The organism is Pseudomonas sp. Pseusp3, assembly GCF_047304225.1.
In the GTDB taxonomy this organism is placed as follows: Bacteria; Pseudomonadota; Gammaproteobacteria; order Pseudomonadales; family Pseudomonadaceae; genus Aquipseudomonas; species Aquipseudomonas fluorescens_CD.
Genome location: NZ_JBGLYV010000007.1, coordinates 1 through 17,753 on the forward strand (window position 1 = coordinate 1; position 17,753 = coordinate 17,753).

The 17,753-nt window shown below is 58.9% G+C and carries 20 protein-coding genes and 1 pseudogene; 18 read left to right on the forward strand and 3 right to left on the reverse strand.

The window, feature by feature from the left end:
- Positions 1-391 precede the first annotated feature (391 nt).
- Positions 392-448 (forward strand): annotated as a pseudogene (locus ACCD00_RS04005) (XRE family transcriptional regulator); the annotation flags it as partial.
- Positions 449-466: 18 nt separating this feature from the next.
- Here ACCD00_RS04005 and ACCD00_RS04010 read toward each other — a convergent pair.
- Positions 467-622, reverse strand: coding sequence for a hypothetical protein (locus ACCD00_RS04010; RefSeq protein WP_413422262.1), 156 nt, complete (start codon positions 620-622; stop codon positions 467-469).
- A gap of 900 nt (positions 623-1,522) precedes the next feature.
- On the opposite strand from ACCD00_RS04010, the gene ACCD00_RS04015 reads away from it, so the two are divergent.
- The 3 genes from ACCD00_RS04015 to radC all read left to right on the forward strand — a co-directional run bounded on the left by ACCD00_RS04015 (position 1,523) and on the right by radC (position 3,028).
- The gene (locus ACCD00_RS04015) at positions 1,523-2,104 is read left to right on the forward strand and encodes an STY4534 family ICE replication protein (RefSeq protein WP_413422098.1); all 582 of its coding nucleotides are present in this window, start codon (positions 1,523-1,525) and stop codon (positions 2,102-2,104) included.
- A 71-nt stretch (positions 2,105-2,175) separates the two neighbouring features.
- Entirely contained in the window at positions 2,176-2,433 is a 258-nt protein-coding gene (locus ACCD00_RS04020; RefSeq protein ID WP_413422100.1) for a hypothetical protein, read from the forward strand.
- 100 nt (positions 2,434-2,533) lie between these two features.
- On the forward strand, positions 2,534-3,028 hold the full coding sequence (radC, locus tag ACCD00_RS04025; RefSeq protein ID WP_413422102.1) for a RadC family protein: 495 nt from the start codon (positions 2,534-2,536) through the stop codon (positions 3,026-3,028).
- A gap of 87 nt (positions 3,029-3,115) precedes the next feature.
- On the opposite strand, the gene ACCD00_RS04030 is transcribed toward radC, so the two are convergent.
- A complete protein-coding gene (locus ACCD00_RS04030) occupies positions 3,116-4,105 on the reverse strand; it encodes an alpha/beta hydrolase (RefSeq protein WP_413422104.1) in 990 nt (329 codons plus the stop codon).
- A gap of 53 nt (positions 4,106-4,158) precedes the next feature.
- Positions 4,159-5,769 carry an IclR family transcriptional regulator C-terminal domain-containing protein gene (locus ACCD00_RS04035; protein WP_413422106.1) on the reverse strand — a complete coding sequence of 537 codons (1,611 nt, stop codon included), beginning with the start codon at positions 5,767-5,769 and terminating at the stop codon, positions 4,159-4,161.
- 185 nt (positions 5,770-5,954) lie between these two features.
- Between ACCD00_RS04035 and ACCD00_RS04040 the strand changes: the two genes are divergently transcribed.
- The 14 genes from ACCD00_RS04040 to ACCD00_RS04105 all read left to right on the forward strand — a co-directional run bounded on the left by ACCD00_RS04040 (position 5,955) and on the right by ACCD00_RS04105 (position 17,746).
- The gene (locus ACCD00_RS04040) at positions 5,955-6,767 is read left to right on the forward strand and encodes a ribonuclease activity regulator RraA (protein WP_413422108.1); all 813 of its coding nucleotides are present in this window, start codon (positions 5,955-5,957) and stop codon (positions 6,765-6,767) included.
- Positions 6,767-7,231: a nuclear transport factor 2 family protein gene (locus ACCD00_RS04045; RefSeq protein WP_413422110.1), complete on the forward strand. Its 465-nt coding sequence runs from the start codon at positions 6,767-6,769 to the stop codon at positions 7,229-7,231. The genes ACCD00_RS04040 and ACCD00_RS04045 overlap by 1 nt, the downstream gene beginning before the upstream one ends.
- Positions 7,228-8,634: an aldehyde dehydrogenase (NADP(+)) gene (locus tag ACCD00_RS04050; RefSeq protein WP_413422112.1), complete on the forward strand. Its 1,407-nt coding sequence runs from the start codon at positions 7,228-7,230 to the stop codon at positions 8,632-8,634. Before ACCD00_RS04045 ends, ACCD00_RS04050 begins: the two co-directional genes overlap by 4 nt.
- A gap of 12 nt (positions 8,635-8,646) precedes the next feature.
- Positions 8,647-8,940 (forward strand): Dabb family protein, encoded by a 294-nt coding sequence (locus ACCD00_RS04055; protein WP_413422114.1) that lies wholly within the window; start codon positions 8,647-8,649, stop codon positions 8,938-8,940.
- Positions 8,941-9,091: 151 nt separating this feature from the next.
- The gene (locus ACCD00_RS04060) at positions 9,092-10,378 is read left to right on the forward strand and encodes an MFS transporter (protein ID WP_413422116.1); all 1,287 of its coding nucleotides are present in this window, start codon (positions 9,092-9,094) and stop codon (positions 10,376-10,378) included.
- A 42-nt stretch (positions 10,379-10,420) separates the two neighbouring features.
- Positions 10,421-11,230, forward strand: a complete 810-nt coding sequence (locus ACCD00_RS04065) for an NAD-dependent epimerase/dehydratase family protein (RefSeq protein WP_413422118.1) — start codon at positions 10,421-10,423, stop codon at positions 11,228-11,230.
- A complete protein-coding gene (locus ACCD00_RS04070) occupies positions 11,227-12,318 on the forward strand; it encodes a mandelate racemase/muconate lactonizing enzyme family protein (protein ID WP_413422120.1) in 1,092 nt (363 codons plus the stop codon). Before ACCD00_RS04065 ends, ACCD00_RS04070 begins: the two co-directional genes overlap by 4 nt.
- A 14-nt stretch (positions 12,319-12,332) precedes the next feature.
- On the forward strand, positions 12,333-13,244 hold the full coding sequence (locus ACCD00_RS04075; RefSeq protein WP_413422122.1) for an aldose 1-epimerase: 912 nt from the start codon (positions 12,333-12,335) through the stop codon (positions 13,242-13,244).
- 95 nt (positions 13,245-13,339) lie between these two features.
- On the forward strand, positions 13,340-14,608 hold the full coding sequence (locus ACCD00_RS04080) for an OprD family porin (RefSeq protein WP_413422124.1): 1,269 nt from the start codon (positions 13,340-13,342) through the stop codon (positions 14,606-14,608).
- A 156-nt stretch (positions 14,609-14,764) separates the two neighbouring features.
- Positions 14,765-15,307, forward strand: a complete 543-nt coding sequence (locus ACCD00_RS04085; protein ID WP_413422126.1) for a PilL N-terminal domain-containing protein — start codon at positions 14,765-14,767, stop codon at positions 15,305-15,307.
- Positions 15,304-15,975, forward strand: a complete 672-nt coding sequence (locus ACCD00_RS04090; protein WP_413422128.1) for a chemotaxis protein — start codon at positions 15,304-15,306, stop codon at positions 15,973-15,975. The genes ACCD00_RS04085 and ACCD00_RS04090 overlap by 4 nt, the downstream gene beginning before the upstream one ends.
- A gap of 9 nt (positions 15,976-15,984) precedes the next feature.
- Complete coding sequence (locus ACCD00_RS04095; RefSeq protein WP_413422130.1) at positions 15,985-16,704, forward strand: TIGR03759 family integrating conjugative element protein; 720 nt, start codon at positions 15,985-15,987, stop codon at positions 16,702-16,704.
- Complete coding sequence (locus ACCD00_RS04100) at positions 16,686-17,234, forward strand: lytic transglycosylase (protein ID WP_413422132.1); 549 nt, start codon at positions 16,686-16,688, stop codon at positions 17,232-17,234. Before ACCD00_RS04095 ends, ACCD00_RS04100 begins: the two co-directional genes overlap by 19 nt.
- Positions 17,231-17,746, forward strand: a complete 516-nt coding sequence (locus ACCD00_RS04105; protein ID WP_413422134.1) for an integrating conjugative element protein — start codon at positions 17,231-17,233, stop codon at positions 17,744-17,746. Before ACCD00_RS04100 ends, ACCD00_RS04105 begins: the two co-directional genes overlap by 4 nt.
- Positions 17,747-17,753: the final 7 nt, after the last annotated feature.

The following is a 17,753-nucleotide window of genomic DNA, read 5'->3' on the forward strand; positions in this document are numbered from 1 at the left end:
GCCATTTGGTGGTCAGTGGAAATGCAAATGCTTGGTCAACGGGAATGCTTTTGGCGGTCAAATAGCGTGCAATTTTGCACCCACGCACAACCTTTCCTCCGTTTGGCCCTATAAGACCGCTCATTCTCACTGGCGACTTGCGGGGCTCTGATTCCTGGAAGAATAGAAGTCACGTCGCGACATACAGCTATCTCAGTCAATATATAAACCTTAAAAGTCGATACCAAACCGTTAAGGATGTTCATGTCAATGGGTCTTTGCTCAACCATTCAAGTTGAACTGGAGAACTCATCACTTGGCACATAAACATCCAACCCAAGCCCAAATCGGGCGCATGATCGCGAAACACCGGACCTAGCGTAATCTGACCCAAGAAGAGGTGGCTGAGCGCATGGGGATCGGCAGTGAAGCCATATCGCTCCTGGAGCGGGGTGTGGTGGAGCTTTCCGTGGTCAAGCTGATGCAGTTAGCGGATATTTTCGACTGCAGGATGGATGAACTGCTGACGGAGTTGAGCAATCGTCTCAATGACCAGGGCCAGATGATCGCGGGTCTGCTGAGCGGTCTGAAAGAAAGCGCCCCTGCCTTTATCCTGGCTACTGTCGAACAATTGGCTACTCATTTATGCACTCGCATTCGATATAGGGGCTGCCGAGGGGGGACGCCTTCTGCCTTGACGTCGTCCCACCCTCTCTGCTGTAGTGCCGCAGGATCATCGCCAACGGCGACCCAAGACCGACTCGCTCCGGGCAGCTCGGTCGAACTCTTAGAGTTCGGAGCCTTCTCTTCTGCGGGATGTCGTTCCCGTTTTGTGCTCGACCTGATCGTAGAGGCAGATGACCACTGTTGCCCTAGGGCAACAGTGGTCATCTGCTTCGGCGATCGTATTCAGTCCCGGAGCTCGCCGGGGAAACACTGGGCACCTTTTGTGCGCGGATGCGTGCCAGCACGTTCTGACCCAGGCCACGACAAGGGTCGGTTGGCGAATCATGGCGCAGTTAGACCAAGTTTTGCGAGGAGCTTGTGACTGCATAAGACCGCCAAAGGTGGCTTTTCTGTTCCTCGCCTGGCACCCCGCCAGGCCCACTCTTCACTTTCTTCAGTCCAGTGACTACCACTGTATTCCGGCCATAAAAAATCGGGTTGCAGCGTCTTGACGCTCCCCTGTGACAGGCTTATACAAAGGGCGTGGTTCGCTGTCGTTGACGGCCCAGCCCAGGTAGCTTGAACCTTCAAGGCTACGCCACATTCGTGGTGGTTTACCCAAGTGCGATCAGCGTTCGGAGGCTCGCACGGTTACCGCTTCAGCGGTGATGAATGCCCACTACCGCAAGTTCGCGGATCACTACCGCGGATTTTCTTCTGCTTCACCGCTATTCCCCAGACACATCGTTCTGATCGTCATCGGCTTGCCGGTGACGAGTCGCTCATCGCTTGCCTTCACCTTACCCACCCTGACGGGGGCTCACTTCCCCGTCAGGGACTGTGCGTCACCGTTTTCCCTTGAAACAGGAGAACCACCATGGTCCACGCCAACCACTCCCAAGAAGCAACTACATACTTCAATCTGCACACTGTCGGTATCGGTTACCTCAACCGTGTTCGTGAAGTACAAGTCCGCCGCGGCCAGCCGTTCATGGCCTGCGATATCGCCGCCCTGCACGGTGCCACCGATGCGGTCGAGTACACCCGCTTTGACTGCAAAGTCGCTGGGGGTGAAGCTGAACGTTTGATTCGTCTCTATATGGACGCCGTCAACGCCGAGAAAAAGGTCTTGCTGTCGTTCCGTATCGGCGATCTGTGGATCGATCCATTTCTCTACGAGAAAGGCGATAAACAAGGCCAACCGGGCGCCAGCCTGAAAGGTCGTTTGCTGTTCATCGACTGGATCAAGGTCAACGGCACGTTCGAGTACAAAGCGCCCGCCAGGCAGGAAGCAACAGCACCTGCAGAGCAAGCGCCGATCAATGAACCCTCTCCAACGTCGGTTGATGCCGAAGCTGAGGAGACCGAATACCCAACAGAGGCTCGGGTTGAACCTGAATCTCTACCCGCTCCACGCACGGCCCACCGTGATGCCACCCCTACCGTTCAGTCCGCCTGAACAAGCCACGATGTTCCTCATCAAGGCGCTCTCTCGAGCGCCTTTTCTGTAATCAGCACAGGAGAACCTACATGGAATCCTTCTGGCTTTGCGACGACTGCCTGTTCGCGGCTGCTTACGAGGACTACAGCACGTTATCGCTCTACTACACGACGGATGAAATCGGGAAGCGTATCGCCGGTATCCATCGTGGACTGGTTCGGTTATTGCCCTTCAGTGCCGACTTCGATCCCGAAACCGGCAGGGGAATCAAAGCCTTTTCCCCATTGCCCTGCGACGGTTGTGACTCACCCCTGCACGGTCAACGCCACCGATTCACTCGGCTGTAAACAGCGCGCAATCGGCTAATGCCGGCGACTCTCTATCCACCTCGGGGACACCACGCCCCTCGGGTGTGTACCCCTGATTGTTCCCTTCGGAGGTACCACCATGAGCACCCAACTCACACTCATTGAAACCTCGGATTTCGAGGCTGATCGTATCGCCCAAGAAAACCAGCTGATCGACGAAGCACTGCATATTCTAGATCGCCGGCTGTTCACCCGCGGCCCGAACCTAACATCGCCTGACGCTGTGGCCTCATACCTAAAACTGCACCTTGCGCAACAAGAGCATGAAGTCTTCGGTGTCATTTTTCTCGATGCCAAGCACCGGGTGCTGGCGTTCGAAGTGCTCTTTCACGGCAGCATTGATGGGGCCAGCGTTTACCCCCGCCAAGTCGTTAAGCGCACCCTAGTGCATAACGCTGCGGCCGCCATTTTTGTTCACAACCACCCCTCAGGTTGTACAGAACCCAGCCAGGCGGATCGCGCCTTAACCGCACGGTTGAAAGAGACTTTGGCCTTGATCGAAGTGCGCGTACTGGATCACTTCATCGTAGGTGAAGGTCACCCTCTCTCCCTTGCCGAACATGGCTGGCTTTAACCCTTACAGGCGCCTTCGGGCGCCTTGTTCATTTTCGTGGTCCAGAGAGTCACTATGAACTGCCCTCTCTTGAGATCAGAGTTGATCTCAACCGAGATCTGTAACGTTTGGCGTCCCTTTAATGGAGTCATTTGCGTTCGCTAGAAACGTTGAAATTGCCTGCGCCAATGCGTCGTAAAAAGCCTCCACTGGCTCGACACCCTGCGCACGCAGACTGCCGTGCAGCAAGCCTTTGCCCAGGTAGAGGCTGACTGGAACATGGTCAGCCTCAAGTGCATCCCGGTAGGCGTAGCCTTCGTCACGCAGAATGTCGAACTCGGCGACACCAATGAAAGCCGGTGCGAGCCCTCTAAAGTTGTCGGCCATCAGCGGCATTGCCGATGCCTCGCTACGCATTTGAACCGTAGGGAGGTAGCGTTCGAAAGAACCTGCCAGCCCCGTAGTCGACAGCAACGGCGCGTCGGTATAGAGGGTCGCCGAAGGCTGGAAGGTTTCGGTGGTCAATACGGGATAAACCAAGGCCTGCCCCAGAGGCTGTTGCTCGCCCTTGTCACGTAACGTCATGCACAGTCCCGCTGCCAACGTACCTCCGGCACTGTCGCCACAGACCACCAGTTGTTGGCGACTCAAATCATCCCCTAACTCGCCGGCCCGCAAGGCATTCCAGACCATCAGGCTGTCGTCCAGCGCCGCAGGATAGGGATGCTCGGGCGCCAAACGATAAGCCACCGCGACAATAACCAGGTTCAGCCGTTTGGCCAGCGCATAAACGAACCAGTCGTGGGTATCCAGGTGGCCTAGATCCCAGCCGCCGCCATGCAAGTAAAGCAGTACCGGCCAAGCTTGTTTTGGGGCAGCGCCCGAAGGCTTGTAAAGACGAATCGGCAGATTGCCAAGCGCCGTGTCGGTGATCTGCAGGCCCTGAGGTTTGACCGGGGTGAAATGCCGACAGCCTCGTAGAAACGCCTCACGTCTGGCGTTGAGGCTGGCGTCGGCAGCCGCGAAGCCTTGGTTGACGCGCACAAACTCCTGCATCTCGAGAGACAAAGGATAACGCTCACGTTGAGACACGCTCATGGGACGGATGGCCTGTGTAATGAGTAAGGGGGGAGTCGTATTCGACTGTTCTTTTAACCACGCCAGTCAGTGCACCTGGCCACCAAACCGTTCAGCTCTGGTCGAACACGAAACAGACGCCCCGACGCAGGGGCGTTGCCCAGGGTTTCCATGGTCAGGTCGTGACGAGAACTGGTGATGTACAACATGTCTTTTTCCGGCCCGGCAAACGCCAGATCGGTGGGGCTTGGCACCGGCAAACCGATCGTCCGGTCGAGCCCGCCGTCTTCGCTGAAGCGCACCAGGCTCCAGCCATCGCGCAAGGTCGTCCACACGCCCCCCTGATCATCCAGCGCCAAGCCGCTCAAGCGTCCCGAGCCTTTGGGTAGAGACGCGAACCGTCGCACCGAGCTTGCCCCCGTCTGCATGACAAACAAGGTGCCGGAGTCGGGGCCTACGGCAAACAACGACTCGCCTTTGGCATCCCAGCAAAACGCGCTGATGCGCTCTTGAAATTGCCACGACGAGCGCAGTTCGCCTTGGGTATCCAGCTCACCGAGCGTGCAGCCGCCGGCGTTGCTCCGACACGCCCAAAGCGCGCCAGAGGGATGACTGGCCAGGCCAAGCAGTTGCTTGCCGGGCCAGTTGACCAAAGGATGCTCCTGCCCTTGCTTGTCGAGCAGAGACCAACCGTTGGCATGGGCGATCAGCAAACCATCGCGATGCAGTTCCATGGCACAGATCGGGGCGTCGAGTCGCGCAAAGATGCGTTCACCCAGCGCGTCGAGCACCCAGATTGCCGGGGCCAGGGTGTCCGCCCAATACAGTCCTTGGCTCGCTTCACACCAACGGGGAAAAGCGCCATTGAATGACCAGGCGCCCTCCACCAACTCGACTTCACTGTCGGCGATGCGCACGCTGGACTCACTCAACTGCGCCCCCACCCGCCGCGCCGCATCGGCCAGTTCCGGGCCCAGCAATTCAAGACGATCGAGGGTCAGCCGGTAAGCGGGCCCGGCAACACTCAGCGCGCCGCGAACCTTGCCCGCGTTGTCACGAATGGCAGCAGCGACACAGCGTACCCCCAGCACTATTTCCTCGTCGTCGATAGCGTAGCCACGGGCCCGGGTGATTTTCAGTTCGGTGTGCAAGCGACGCCGGTCAATGATGGTCAGCGGGGTAAGCGCGGTGAGGGTCAGCCCCTTGAGAATTTCTTCGCGACTGACTTCGTCCAGCGCCGCCAATATCGCCTTGCCCTGTCCCGTACAATAGACCGGCTTGCTCTGACCCAATGCTGCGGCCGAGCGCTGTGTGTGCGCTCCGTCACAACGCTCCAGCGACATGACCTGATTGCCATCCAGTACCGCGAGGTAGGACGTTTCGCCGGTCAGGTCGCGTAACGAGCGCAACTCGAAACTGGCGGCGGCCACCAGATCCGGCATCAGGTAGGCGTTGCGCACCAGTTCCAAATAGCGGAACCCCAACCGATAAACCTTACGCAGCGGATCGCGGCGAATCATGCCGCGCTCGATCAAGCTAGCAATGATCCGGTACAGCGTGGTGCGTGGCAGACCGAGCTGAGCGCCGAGATCGGCCTGGGACAAGCCATCAGGCTGTGAACCAATGGCTTCAAGCACATCCATGGCTTTTTCGAGGGCGCCAGTGCCTTCAGAGGACGTAGTCATCAGAAATTCCCACTCGTTGGAACAAACCGGTCTGCGCAGAATAAACGTCGTTTTCCGCGAGTCAATTAAGTCTTAGCATCGAATCCACCCTGAGACCAAACACCGAAGATAAGTCCCAAATTGCGGGAATAAACATCCAGATGCGCGCTGCATTTGAGCGGCATGACTCAGCCAGGAGAACAAGAATGACGCAGATTCACCAATACGCTGACGCGTATGACAATTCCGCGAACCGCAAGGTAACGGTCAGCGATGAAGTGCTGACCATGCTCGCCGGCTGCAGCAGCGGCTCGCTGACCACCCAATTGTTCAAACTCGGTTTCCGCCAGCCGGCGCTGGTCGGCCTGCGCGCCCTGAGCAAAAACATCAAACCCTTCGCCGGGCGCGCCTACACCATGCGGTTCATCCCGGCACGGGAAGACATCGACACTTACGGCACCATGACCACCAAGCCTAATGGCGACAACCTGCAATGGCAGGGTGTAGAGCAGGTTCAGCCGGGGGATGTGCTGGTCATCGACAGCCAAAATGATCCGCGTGCGGCCTCGGCCGGCAACATTCTGGTAACCCGTCTGCTGGCTCGCGGCGCCAAAGCGATCATCACCGACGGAGCCCTGCGCGACGGCAGCGAAATCGCCGCCCTGCCGCTGCCCGCCTATGCCCGGGAAATTACCGCCACCACCCGTATCTCGTACCACCATGTGGCGGACTTGCAGGTGCCTATTGGTTGCGCAGGCGTCGCGGTGTACCCGGGCGATGTCATCGTCGGCGATGCGGACGGTATCACCGTGGTTCCCGCCCACCTCGCGGAGGAGCTGGCCGAGTACTGCTCGGTCCAGGACGATCTGGAAAACTACCTGGCCATGCGCATCGCCTCTGGCGAGGCCTTGTGGGGTGTTTATCCGCCAGGTCCGGAGGCCATCGCCGCTTACCATGCCTGGATCGCTGACGGTCGCAAACCGATTCCGAGCATCATCGCTCAGCAGGAGGGCAACTGATGTCAGCCCCCGCCGAACACCCATACGCCGCCCTGATCCGCCGCTACTTCGCTGCGTGCAATGCCGCCGATCACGACGAACTGGTGGCCTGCTTCACTCCGGACGCCGTGCATTACTTCCCCGCCGGCTTGCCGGAAATCCCTTGGCGCAGCGCCGAAACCATCGCCGCCAAGTGGGTCTGGTGTGTGGAAAATCTGGGCTCGCAATGGACCATCGAAAAAATTCTGGTCAGCCACGACAGCCACGAAGCGGTGATCGAATGGACCCACTGGAAAGGCAAGCTCGGCACGGCCTTGCGTGGGGATGAGTGGTACATCTTTGACCCGCACAGCGGACTGATCAAAGAGATCCGGGCGTACTACGCCTCGCCTGCAGACAAGGAAGTCGCCATCAATGAACTGGTGGACTTCGACTATCGAGCGCGCGGCTACCACCTCAACCCTCTCAATGGAGGCTTGAAATGAGCACGTCAGAACTGATTCAGATCGACCAAGTGGTCGCGCAAGCCGCCGACACAGCAACCTTCTGGGCACAATCCAGCCCTCAGGTTCGCGCGGCACTGCTCGAAGGTCTGGCCGCAGCGCTGGAAGGCCATCAAACGCGATTGATTGCGCTGGCTGATGAGGAAACTCACTTGGGCACGGCACGCTTGACCGGTGAAGTGACCCGCACGGCTTTCCAGCTCCGCGGGTTCGCCACTGAAGTGTTGAATGGCGTGCCTTATGCCCGTGTTGATGATCAAGCGGTAGCAGGCACGCCTCCAGTCGGTCGGCCACGGCTGACCCGCGTATCCGAACCGCTGGGGCCGGTGGCGATGTTTTCTGCGAGCAATTTCCCCTTTGCCTTCTCGGTGCTCGGAGGTGATACCGCATCTGCATTAGCCGCAGGCTGCCCGGTGGTAATCAAAGCCCATTCCGGCCATCCACAACTGTCGCGCGCCGTGTATGAGATCGCGTTTGGCGTACTCGCCGAACAAGGTTTACCGCAAGGCCTTCTAGGGCTGGTCGAAGGCGCTTCGCGGGCCGCCGGAGTTCGCTTGGTGGAACATCCGCAGATTGCTGCAGTGGCCTTTACCGGGTCCTTTCAGGGCGGCAGCGCACTGTGGAAAGCGACCAACCAGCGACCTCGGCCGATTCCGTTCTTTGGGGAGCTGGGCTCGATCAACCCGCTGGTGGCCCTTCCGCAGATTCTCGAACGTGACGGTGAACATCTGGCCAAAACGCTGGCGGGCTCAATCACCATGGGCTGCGGTCAGTTCTGCACCAGCCCGGGTGTGATCGTGTTGCTGGAGCACCCTGCCAGCGAGCGTTTCATCAAGCAACTGACAGACGCTTTGCAGCCTTTGCCAACGCATCCCATGCTGACGCCGAGCATGCGTCGCGGTTTCGATCACGGCATTGCCAGTCTGGAACAGGCCAGTGCCGCGCACTCACTGTTTACGCCTCACGCCAACGGCGAAGGCCCGGCACCACGACTGTTCGAAATAGCGGCGCAGGCATTTATCGAGAACGCCACACTACGCGAAGAAGTCTTCGGTCCCGCAGCCGTAGTGGTCAAAGTCGCCTCCATTGAGCAAGCAATCGAGGTGATCGAGGCGATTGGCGGAACATTGACAGTCACCCTGTGGGGTTTCGACAACCCCGACGAGCCGACCCGAAGCCTGTACCGCGCCGCCCGACGCATTGCCGGTCGGGTGTTGTTCAGCGGCGTGCCGACCGGTGTTGCTGTGACTCACGCACAACACCATGGCGGCCCATGGCCGGCGTCGACCCAACCGCAAACCACATCGGTCGGTTATGCCGCTCTGCAACGCTTTTTGCGGCCGCTGGCACTGCAAGACGCGCCGGCCTGGGCACTCGAAGAATAAGGAGCAAACAGCATGATGAAACACATTGTGATGTTCCGTCGTTTGCCCGACGTGAGCACCAACCTTGAACTCGAAGCCCGCCTGGTCCAGTGGATGCACGGCCTTCAAAAGGACATCGATTTCGTTCGCGACTGGAAAGTCTCGGCCAACGAACTGGACCGGCCAATTTGCTGGGACTACCTGCTCGAAGCCACGTTCGATGATGCCGAAGCGGTCCAGCGCTACCTGCCCCACCCTGCCCACGTGGCATTGGTGGCAGAGCTGAAAAAATACTTTGAATGGGCTGCCATCGATTACAGCGATTGACCTGTCAGTAGTCGCCAGAGCCCTCATCGGATTTCACCGAATGGAGGCTGATTCAAACGGACGTTCTCAAAAAGAACGTCCGTCGAGCGGATCGAACGAACACTACAAAAACAATAATCGGCATGCTCCAGATGCCGGCCGGAGATTCAACATGCACAAGAAAAAGAACTACCGCTGGACGATCCTGACGATGCTGTTCATCGCCATGATCATCAACTACGTGGACCGTGCTGCGCTGTCCATCGCCATGCCCTTCATCACCCAGGAGTACCACCTCACGCCTTCTGAAAAGGGCATGATCTTCAGCAGCTTTTTCATCGGTTATGCGCTGTTCTGCTTCGTCGGCGGTTATTTGGCCGACCGATACGGTCCCAAACGCGTACTCACCTACGCCATGAGCAGCTGGTCGATCCTCTGCGGTTTGACCGCACTGGCCTTCAACTTCTGGTCGCTGCTGATTGTTCGCGCGCTGTTCGGTGTGGGTGAAGGCCCGGTATCCACCACGGCCAACAAAACCGTGAACAACTGGTTCCCGATCAAGGAACGGGCGCGCGCCATCGGTATCAACCAGGCGGGCGGCCCTCTGGGCGGTGCATTGGCTGGGCCGATTGTCGGTTTCCTCGCTCTTTGGCTGGGCTGGCGCGTGGCCTTTATCGTGATGGCCGCCATGGGCTTGATCTGGGCTGTCTGCTGGTTCCGTATGGCAACCTCAACGCCCCAGGAACACCCGAAAGTCAGCGCCGAAGAAATCGCCCTGATCAACGCCGCACGCGATGTCCCGGTCATGACCGCTGCAGAAGCGCCACGTACGCCGGTGCTGGAAATCATTTTACAGCGCTCGGTACTGGTTACCGGCGTGTCGCTGTTTTGCTACAACTACATCCTGTACTTCTTTATGACCTGGTTCCCCAGCTATCTGATCGACGCCAAAGGCATCGATCTGAAGTCCATGAGTATCGTCACGGCGCTGCCCTGGCTGGTGGGCACCGTCGGCTTCCTGTGTGGTGGTGTGCTGATCGACTACATCTACAAGCGTACCGGCAAGCAGTTGTTCTCGCGCAAAGTCGTACTGGTGACCTGCCTGCTGATAGCAGCGTGCTGCATCGCACTGACCGGCCAGGTCGAAGACGTGACACAAAGCGTGGTGGTCATGACCGTCGCCATCGGCTTCCTGATGCTGACCGCCCCCGCCTATTGGTCGCTGATTCAGGACGCCGTGCCGGATCATCAAGTCGGTACCGCCGGCGGCTTCATGCATGGTCTGGCCAACCTGTCGGGGATCGTCGCACCAACCGCCACCGGGATCATCATCCAAACGTCCGGTACCTATGCCAGCGGCTTCGCCCTGGCTGGTGGACTGGGCATTCTCGGAGCGCTGATTGTGGCGATCTTCGTCGGCCAGCCAAAATCCTTGACCCCATCCCTTTCGCCGGCCTGAACCCTCGCTGAGCAATGCGCAAACACATTTGAGGAGCGAAACATGCAAACCATCCTGATTACCGGTGCCGCAGGCATTGTCGGCAAGGCACTGCGCCCCTTGTTGCGTGAGCACTACGCCCTGCGCCTGTTCGATCGCCTGCCGATCACCGACCTGGCGGAAAACGAAAGCGCCTTTTGCGGTGACCTGACCCGCACCGCAGACATCCTCGAAGCGGTCGAGGGTGTCGACGGCGTCCTGCACCTGGCTTGCGCTCACGGCACCGATATCCATTTCGAGAGCACCCTCAAGCCCAACTACAACGCGACTATGCAATTGCTTGAGGCCGCGCAAAAGTCCGGGGTGAAACGGTTTATCTTCGCCAGTAGTCATCATGTGCTGGGGCAATATCGCACTGATGCCGCCGAGTCGTTCGACGATTTGCCCGTGGCACCGGACAGCTACTACGCGCTGAGCAAAGTGTTTGGCGAGGCGTCCTGCGCAACCTATGCCCAACGCTACGACATGGCGATCTGCGCGATTCGCATCGGTAACGCCGACCCTCTGGTCAGCGATGCCCGCCGGTTGCGCCTCTGGGTCAGTTCCCGTGACCTGGCGCAGTTGGTGTGCATCGGCATGGAGCACCCGCAGATTCGTTACGAGGTGCTTTACGGGGTCTCCGAAAGCCCACAGCCATTTTTCAAAAACACCCGAGCCAGGGAGCTGGGCTATCGCCCGCTGGACAATGCCAAGGACTTCATCGCTCCCAGCTACCTCGACTACGACGCCATGTGCGCGCAAAGCTCCGGCCGAGACCTTCTCGGTGGGGCCTATGCGGTCAGCCCACTGGCCAGCTGCCTGGAGTCCGCATGATTATTCGCAAGGTTGATACTTTCATTGTCGAAATCCCTTTTCACGACGGAGGCAAAGGCCAAGGCATCACGCCCACCACCTGGCGCACGCTGGAAAATGTGCTGGTGCGCATCGAGGATGATCAGGGGCATGTAGGCTGGGGTGAAGCGTTTGGTTACTTCACTGCAGATGCCACCAAGGCCACCATTGATCGATTAATCGCACCAGTGCTGGAGGGCAGCACGGTCGAGGACATTGGCGCCTGGAACCTGAAGACCCAACGTCAGCTGCATCTGTTCGGCCGCTACGGCGTGACCATGTTCGCCATTTCCGGGGTGGATATCGCGCTTTGGGATCTGGCGGCCCAGCGTCGTGGCGTGCCGCTGCACCGACTCTTTACCAATAGGCTGCGCAGCCATGTGCCGGCCTACGCGAGCCTGGTACGCTACGCCGATGGCGACGTCGCACCCGCCATCTGCAACCAGGCACTGGACATGGGCTTCAAGGACATCAAGCTGCATGAGGTCACCTTGGGAGAAATCACCCAATGTCGGAACGCGATTGGCTACGACGTACCGCTGTCCACTGATGTGAATTGCGGCTGGTCGATTGCCGATACCCGCGCCTGGTTGCCGAAGCTTGCAGAACTGCAGCTGGCCTGGCTGGAAGAACCGATCTTCCCGCCGGAGGATTTCGCGACCTTGAACAGCTTGCGCGGCCAAGGTGTTTCGCTGTCTGCCGGCGAGAATTGGTGCAGCGCCTTCCAGTTTGAACAGGCACTCAAGGCCGGGGCGGTCGACTCGGTGCAGCCGAGCGTGACCAAAGTCGGCGGCATCAGTGAATGCTTGCGCATTGCCGAACTCGCACGGCAGTACAACACCCCAGTCTTGCCGCACTGCCCTTACTTTGGCCCCGGTTTCCTCGCCACCTTGCACCTAGCGGTCGCGCAAGAACAGGTTGCACAGATCGAGTACCTGTTCGTCGAACCGGACGCCTGGTTGTACGACATCCAAGGCATGCGTAAAGGCCATTTGTTCGAGATTCCGCAAGGCATTGGCCTGGGCCAGCAGATGGATCAAAGCGTCTTCGATCGCTTCCGTCGCGCGTGAATCAGGAGCAGACAATGTCGACCCGCTTTCAGCAACTGACCCTGCAAAACGCCGAACTGAGCCTGCAATTGCTCCCCGAGCACGGCGGCCGAATCGGTCGCCTGCAAGTGCGCAAGCATGCCCTGGAAATTTTGCAGCCGATCGATGCCTCTCAGTCGCTGGACCCACTGAACTGGCCCAAGGGCGGCGCCTATCCGCTCATCCCCTACTCCAATCGAATTGCTAACGCGCAGTTGCGCTTCGAGGGTCGGGACTATGCGCTGCCCGCTCATCCGCAGGCTTTGCCGCACACCTTACATGGCATCAGCCATACCCAAGCCTGGCAAGTTGATAGCCAGTCGACGACCCAGGCTAGCCTGAGCCTGGACTACAGCGGCCCACACTGGCCATGGCCGATTCGGGCCGAGCAGCATTTCGAGCTGAACGGCGGCAGTTTGCGGATCCGGCTTGCACTGTTCAATAAAGGGGAAACACCGATGCCGGCCGGTTTAGGTCTGCACCCGTATTTCCTCGCTCACCCGCAACTGCAAGCCAGTTTGAGTTGCACTCGCCAATGGCAGATCACAGCGGATTACCTGAGCACCGGACAGCACCTGACAGGTGACGTGGCGATGCAATTCGACAGTCAGTCCTGGCAAACCGAGACCTATGCCCATTACCTGTCGCAATGGGCCGGCAAGGTCGATCTCGACTATCCGCAGGGCCGCCTGCGCCTGACAGCCAGCCCTGAACTATCGCATCTGGTGGTGTTCGCTCCAGCAGGCTCGCCTTATCTGTGCATCGAGCCGGTTTCACACCTGGCGGATGGTTTCAACCTGCAACCGCTGCTTGGAGAACTGAGCGGCACCCAAGTCGTGGCGCCTGGGGAATGCTTCTCGGCCGACCTGTGTTTCGAATGGATCGAGCCCCCACAACGGCCCGGATAACCTCTCAGCCTGACCTTCAACCGTTAACTGACGCCTATCTGCCCGCCCGAGAATCTCGGGTGGTGAGTTCACTCATCTCTAAAAAGAACAAAAAAATGAAAATCAAACCCTCATCGCCTCACGCCATGACCCTCTGCATGACACTCTGCGCCATGCCATTGGCGGCCCATGCCGATTTCGTCAGCGACAGCAAAGCCACCGTGCTGATGCGCAATTTTTACTACAACCATGACCTTCGGGATTCAAAAGCTCCGGCTCAATCGAAGATCGAGGAGTGGGCGCAAGGCTTCATTCTCAAGGCTGAATCGGGTTACACCGAGGGCACGGTCGGATTGGGTCTGGACATGTATGCCGGTCTCGGGATCAAGCTCGACTCCTCGCCCGACCGCAGCGGCTCGGCCCTGCTCCCCGGCGCTTACAATCGCGCAGGCGGCCCACGCAATGCCGACCCAAGCGCTGTTGATGAGTATTCCGAGGCGACCGGTGCGCTAAAAATGAAAGTATCGAAAAGCGAACTGAAGGTCGGTGGCCTGTTCCCAAAAATCCCGCTGGTGTCTGCCGGTGACGCGCGCCTGCTGCCACAGTTTTTCGAAGGCGCGATGCTCAGCGTTCGCGAGTTCGACCATGTCGATATCGATCTCGGCCAGATGCGCGCGGTCAACTATCGTGAATTCAGCGGCAGCCGCAAGATGCAAACCGGTAACTACCTGTCGGTAGAAAGCGACCGTTTCAACTACCTTGGGGGGACCTGGCGGATTGCGCCGAATGCCTCGGTTGGCGTGTGGGAAGGCGAACTGAAAGACGTTTATCGTCAGACGCTCTACACCACCACCCTCAACCAACCGGTAGGCGCCTGGAAGCTCGGCGCCGTGGTCAATTACCTTGCCTCCAGCGAAGCCGGCGAAGAACTCGCAGGCAAGCTCGACAGTCGCATGGCGTCGACCCTGCTGTCTGCCAATCTGGGCCCACAAACATTCCGTTTTGGTTTGCAGTACAACGCGGGCGATAGCGCCTTGCCATTTCTTCACGACACCGACCTCCCCGGTGTGGCCAACGCAGTCCAGGTGCTGCGTTTCGATCGCGCGCAAGAGCGCTCATGGCAGGCACGTTACGACTTTGACTTTGCAGGCGTCGGCTTGCCAGGCCTGGTGGCAATGGCACGTTATGTTCATGGCGATAACTTCAAGATTAACGGACAAGACGGTCAAGAATGGGAACGTAACATCGACCTCAGTTACACCATCCAGGGCGGCACCTTCAAAGACCTGTCGTTCAGATTGCGTAACGTCGAACTGGTCGGTGATGCGACAGGACGTCGCGATGAGAATCGCTTTATCGTTTCCTATGCATTGGCGCTGTTTTGATCCTTGATATGCCCCCAAGTCGATCATTTGATCAAATCATGGAGGATGAATCGAACGCTCTCTTCTAAAGCGATTAGCTATGACTCGGTTTTATCACTGAATCACTCCATCACCTCATGTCAGGTTCTGCACTGAATCTGACATGAGGTTTTTTCCATGGAGCGTTTTTTCACGCCTGCCTGCCTGCTGGGCTTGTTGAGCGCCTGCACCGCGCAAATCCCCACCTCATTGCCGACCAATCCAGAAATCGACAGCGGCTCCAATCGACCCTATCTCTCGAAAGGTAAAGCCGAAGGAAGCTATCCGGGAGAGCTCCGCTATGGCCGCTATACGCTGGTCAGCACCGAGCCCACCACGGAACAACGAGATCTTCTCGCCCAAATCATCGACGTGAGTATCCCGTCCAACCTGAATCCTTCGGTACAGGAGGCAATGCACTACGTGCTGCAGCGATCGGGTTATTCACTCTGCCCTGCCGCCGATCCAGTCAAGGTACTTTTTACCCGGTCTCTGCCCGCAGCCCATTACCGGCTTGGCCCGATCTCTTTGCGCCGCGCGTTGCAAGTGCTGGCTGGCCCCGCCTGGCAACTCACGACCGACGAAGTCAGCCGTTCGGTTTGCTTCGAACAGCAGAAAATGGTTGCCGGGGTCGTGCAGGTCACACCCGTCTTGCCTCATCAGTCGGAGGCACGCCCGTGAAAGCCTCGACGTTTCAAAACTTCATTGTCGGACTTCTTTGCCTGGTAATTGCCGGCCTGAGTGGTGGTTTGTATAACCAGTATCAGCGCGTGGCCGAGCTACAGAGCACGAACACGCAATACCAACAAGCCCTGGACACCCTGCAACGTGATGCAAACGCACTCAAGGATGCACAGGAAAAACTGCAGTACGCGCTGAAAGACCTGAAGCAGGTGGTCGATTCCGGTGAGCAACAGACCAATACCCTCGATCCGATGCTGGATCAATGGGCACAAGAAATACAGGAACTGCACGACGGTCTGGCAGACCGCGCCACCGTGGCAGACCTGACATCGCTACGCGCACGTTTTGAGTACGTCGAGCAGCAGTTCCTGGACCTCAAGACCCAGCCATCCCCCCCACCACCAACGTCTTCCGCGACCAAGCCGAAACAGAAGACTCGCCCCAAACCCGTCCCGCTCTCGCCACCGTTCTCAGTGTTGAGTGTCGAGTCCCGCGGGGGTGAGCGTTTTCTGGCGGTTGCACCTCATGACAGTCGCTCGCTCACGGATGTCCGGCTGCTTCATAGCGGTGAGCAACTCGGCGCTTGGCGCCTGAAAGTGCTGGAGCTGAACTCAGCCATCTTCGCGGTGGCCGCTCAGCCAGACCAGACCGTGCAAGTCCCTTGAGCAGCAATCATGAACAGAGCGCCACTCCTCCCCGTCGTTTGTCTGGTTTCGCTGCTGACCACGGGTGTTGCGATGGGTAACCCCATCACCACACAGTCACGGATCCAGGACACACAGTCCGCTCCGCTGGAGAGCTCTCACTCTGAGCAGGCTGCGAGCTGGGGTCTGACGGAGCAGGAGTGGACGCGCTTTGAACAGATCCAAGCTGGCCCGCGCGGTTTCTGGAGCCCGAACCTCGATCCGTTGACCGCACTCGGAGTCGAAGCTCAGACCGACCAAGAGCGCCAGCGCTATGCCGAACTACAGGTAGCGCTGGAAGCCAAGCGCGCCGAGCGCGAGTTGGCCTACCAAAACGCTTACACCGCGGCCTGGGCCAAGCTGTTTCCTGGGCTGCTGCCGATCCAGGGCATGGCATCCCCGTCCCCCGCCAGCTCAGCGATCGCGCCGCGCCAAGCCCTGTTTGTGGAGGACCACTGCCCCGCGTGCACCGCCGAAGTGCAGCGTCTGCAAAGCAGTGACACGGCGTTCGATATCTACCTGGTGGGCAGCCAAGGCGAGGATGAACGCATCCGTAGCTGGGCTCGGCAAGCAGACATCGATCCGGCCAAGGTCCAACGCCGTCAGATCACCCTGAACCATGACCGTGGTCGCTGGTTCAGCCTGGGGGCTCCGGGGCCATTGCCTGCCACATTTCAACAGGTGAATGGACAATGGCAACGCCTCGACTGAGTGGTATTGCGCTCCTGCTGACGGTGCTTGCCGTCCAGGCTGACGAACTTCCGCCTCCTGCCTACCAACTGGCGGCGCACGACGCCGACATCCCTTCTACGGTGCTGTTCGCCATTGCCTTGCAGGAGAGTGGTATCCGCGTCCGTGGTCGATTGCTGCCCTGGCCTTGGACCTTGAACATCGCCGGAACTCCCTACCACTTCGCCACTCACCAGGCCGCCTGTCACGCCTTGCTCCAGGCGCTCAATCAGTATGACGCCAAGCGGGTCGATGCCGGACTTGGGCAAACCAACCTGGGCTACCACGGACAACGTTTTTCCAGGCCCTGCGAAGCCCTCGACCCCTACCGAAATCTTGCCGTGACCGCCACGCTGTTGCAGGAGCATCACATCGCCACCGGTGATTGGGTGTTGGCTGCCGGACGCTATCACCACCCGGCGGGAGGTATACCCGCCGCACGTTACCGTGCCGGCTTCTCCCGGCAACTCGAACGGTTGCTGGTTTCCTTCAAACAGGGCACACCACCATGAAACGAATCCCCATTGCCTGTTATTTCATCCTGCTCTTGGCACCTTTCGCCCAGCCGGAACTGACCGTAGCTGAGGATCAGCTTAGTGACTTCACCCGGCCCAATTTTCAAGTTTCCAGGCCACCCATAAACAACAAGATCCAGCCTGATCGGGCCATGCATGCGGACCTGTCCACGTTCGCCAATGAAGCCTGGATACTGCCCGTCCGCAGCTCTCACTTGAGCCCAGGCCCGGTCAAGCCTCGTTCCCTGAAAATGCCGGGGTTGCAGCCATTTTTCCTGGTCGGTGAGGATCCTCACTCACTGGTTTGGTTGCGTCAACGCGCGGCTAAACTGCAGGAAATGGGTGCGGCTGGCCTCGCCGTCGAAGTGGCCGATACTGAAGCCCTGGCCCGGATTCGAGCAGCCGCTCCGGGCATCACCATTTTGCCGGTCAACGGCAACGACATTGCCACCCGCCTACAGATTGAGCACTACCCCGTCTTGATCACTGCCACCTCACTGGAACAGTAAGTCCAGG

Coding starts and splice junctions, on each gene's coding strand:
- ACCD00_RS04045 (WP_413422110.1), top strand. CDS start 6,767: ATGTCAGCCCCCGCCGAACACCCATACGCCGCCCTGATCCGCCGCTAC.
- ACCD00_RS04050 (WP_413422112.1), top strand. CDS start 7,228: ATGAGCACGTCAGAACTGATTCAGATCGACCAAGTGGTCGCGCAAGCC.
- ACCD00_RS04010 (WP_413422262.1), bottom strand. CDS start 622: ATGAGTAGCCAATTGTTCGACAGTAGCCAGGATAAAGGCAGGGGCGCT.
- ACCD00_RS04080 (WP_413422124.1), top strand. CDS start 13,340: ATGAAAATCAAACCCTCATCGCCTCACGCCATGACCCTCTGCATGACA.
- ACCD00_RS04105 (WP_413422134.1), top strand. CDS start 17,231: ATGAAACGAATCCCCATTGCCTGTTATTTCATCCTGCTCTTGGCACCT.
- ACCD00_RS04085 (WP_413422126.1), top strand. CDS start 14,765: ATGGAGCGTTTTTTCACGCCTGCCTGCCTGCTGGGCTTGTTGAGCGCC.
- radC (WP_413422102.1), top strand. CDS start 2,534: ATGAGCACCCAACTCACACTCATTGAAACCTCGGATTTCGAGGCTGAT.
- ACCD00_RS04030 (WP_413422104.1), bottom strand. CDS start 4,105: ATGAGCGTGTCTCAACGTGAGCGTTATCCTTTGTCTCTCGAGATGCAG.
- ACCD00_RS04095 (WP_413422130.1), top strand. CDS start 15,985: ATGAACAGAGCGCCACTCCTCCCCGTCGTTTGTCTGGTTTCGCTGCTG.
- ACCD00_RS04020 (WP_413422100.1), top strand. CDS start 2,176: ATGGAATCCTTCTGGCTTTGCGACGACTGCCTGTTCGCGGCTGCTTAC.
- ACCD00_RS04040 (WP_413422108.1), top strand. CDS start 5,955: ATGACGCAGATTCACCAATACGCTGACGCGTATGACAATTCCGCGAAC.
- ACCD00_RS04015 (WP_413422098.1), top strand. CDS start 1,523: ATGGTCCACGCCAACCACTCCCAAGAAGCAACTACATACTTCAATCTG.
- ACCD00_RS04070 (WP_413422120.1), top strand. CDS start 11,227: ATGATTATTCGCAAGGTTGATACTTTCATTGTCGAAATCCCTTTTCAC.
- ACCD00_RS04060 (WP_413422116.1), top strand. CDS start 9,092: ATGCACAAGAAAAAGAACTACCGCTGGACGATCCTGACGATGCTGTTC.
- ACCD00_RS04100 (WP_413422132.1), top strand. CDS start 16,686: ATGGCAACGCCTCGACTGAGTGGTATTGCGCTCCTGCTGACGGTGCTT.
- ACCD00_RS04035 (WP_413422106.1), bottom strand. CDS start 5,769: ATGACTACGTCCTCTGAAGGCACTGGCGCCCTCGAAAAAGCCATGGAT.
- ACCD00_RS04075 (WP_413422122.1), top strand. CDS start 12,333: ATGTCGACCCGCTTTCAGCAACTGACCCTGCAAAACGCCGAACTGAGC.
- ACCD00_RS04065 (WP_413422118.1), top strand. CDS start 10,421: ATGCAAACCATCCTGATTACCGGTGCCGCAGGCATTGTCGGCAAGGCA.
- ACCD00_RS04055 (WP_413422114.1), top strand. CDS start 8,647: ATGATGAAACACATTGTGATGTTCCGTCGTTTGCCCGACGTGAGCACC.